We start from the raw sequence: 1,341 nt of genomic DNA, 5'->3' as shown, positions 1-1,341 counted from the left end.
GAAAACGGAATCTATGGTCACTCCCGTTTTTGCAACACCGATTTTGACGACAAGTTGGCTTGCTTGAATCTATCCGGCGTCTGAATGGGATTTTATTCCCGCGCCTTGATGAGTTCCGCGCCTGATGAACCTCCAGAAAATATACGGCTTCAATGAGCCTTTCCGTTTTACAGGTTCCTCAACAGGCCGGTGGGCCGTTAGTATCATCAATATCAGTATTCGCAAAACCAGATCAGTAATTCTTTAAACCGGTGTATTTCTGCCGTTATGCTACATAAGTTTGCTGTCGTGCCGTTAGGGCCCAGGCTATTCTGGCCAGCTTGTTTGCCAGAGCACAAGTGACGACAAAGTTGCTTTTCCGGCACAGTAAATCCCTGACCCAATCGGCCAATTTGCCAGACTGGTGTTCCAGTTTTTGTATGAATACCCTGGCACATTGAACCAACAAAGTTCGGATCTTTTTATTACCTCGCTTACTAATTCCCAGCAATGTCGTCCTACCTCCCGTGCTGTACTGTCGGGGTACAAGCCCTGTTGCCGCCGCAAAGTCACGGCTGCTGGCGTACTGCTTCCCGTCGCCAATCTCAGTTGAAATAGTACTCGCTGTCAGTGTTCCGACGCAGGGAATGCTCAGCAAGCGCTGTCCAACCTCATCTTCGTCCAACTTTCGTTTCAACTGGGATTCCAAATCTTTAATCTGCTCAACAAGATAGTGATAATGCTGTTGTAATTTCAGCAATAACTGGCTGAGGTAAAGAGGCAAACTATTATCCTCAAGAATGGTACTCAGTCGGCTAATAACGGCAGCTCCTCGGGGAACGCTAATGCCAAATTCCAGCAGAAAAGCATGCATTTGATTGGTTGTTTTTACCTTATCCTGAACCAGGGATTCACGGACACGATGCAGAGCCCGCATTGCCTGCTGAGATTCCGTTCTGGGCTGCACAAAACGCATAGACGGACGCGATGCAGCTTCACAAATAGCTTCGGCGTCGACAAAGTCGTTTTTATTGCTTTTAACGAACGGGCGGACAAATTGTGGTGATATCAGCTTTGGGGAATGCCCCAACTCTTCCAACTTGCGTGCCATAAAGTGAGAACCGCCACAGGCTTCCATTGCGATGGTTGTAGCGGGGCATGTCGCCAAAAATTCGATCAACTTTGGCCGGGTAAATTTTTTACGGTAAACAGCCTTCCCGCGACGATCCTGGCAATGAATATGGAAAGAGTTTTTACCCAGATCGATACCAATGAGCGCAATGTTTTCCATGATAGTTCTCCGAATGAAAGCCTGTCCTCAGCATAGTACCGGGAAGGAGGGAGTGACCATCTCATTAAATA

1 protein-coding gene is annotated in these 1,341 nt (G+C 47.7%); it reads right to left on the bottom strand.

Annotated features, from left to right (window positions below; genetic code table 11):
• Nucleotides 1–265: 265 nt before the first annotated feature.
• A complete protein-coding gene (locus tag ACKLKD_RS27815; protein ID WP_000427623.1) occupies nt 266–1,270 on the bottom strand; it encodes an IS110-like element IS4321 family transposase in 1,005 nt (334 codons plus the stop codon).
• Between the last annotated feature and the right edge of the window lie 71 nt (nt 1,271–1,341).

This window comes from Klebsiella sp. 10982 (assembly GCF_048589245.1).
Taxonomy (GTDB): Bacteria; Pseudomonadota; Gammaproteobacteria; order Enterobacterales; family Enterobacteriaceae; genus Klebsiella; species Klebsiella quasivariicola.
The sequence above is the reverse complement of the archived record's forward strand: the minus strand, read 5'-3'. Positions and strand labels throughout refer to the sequence as shown.

Coding starts and splice junctions, on each gene's coding strand:
- ACKLKD_RS27815 (WP_000427623.1), bottom strand. CDS start 1,270: ATGGAAAACATTGCGCTCATTGGTATCGATCTGGGTAAAAACTCTTTC.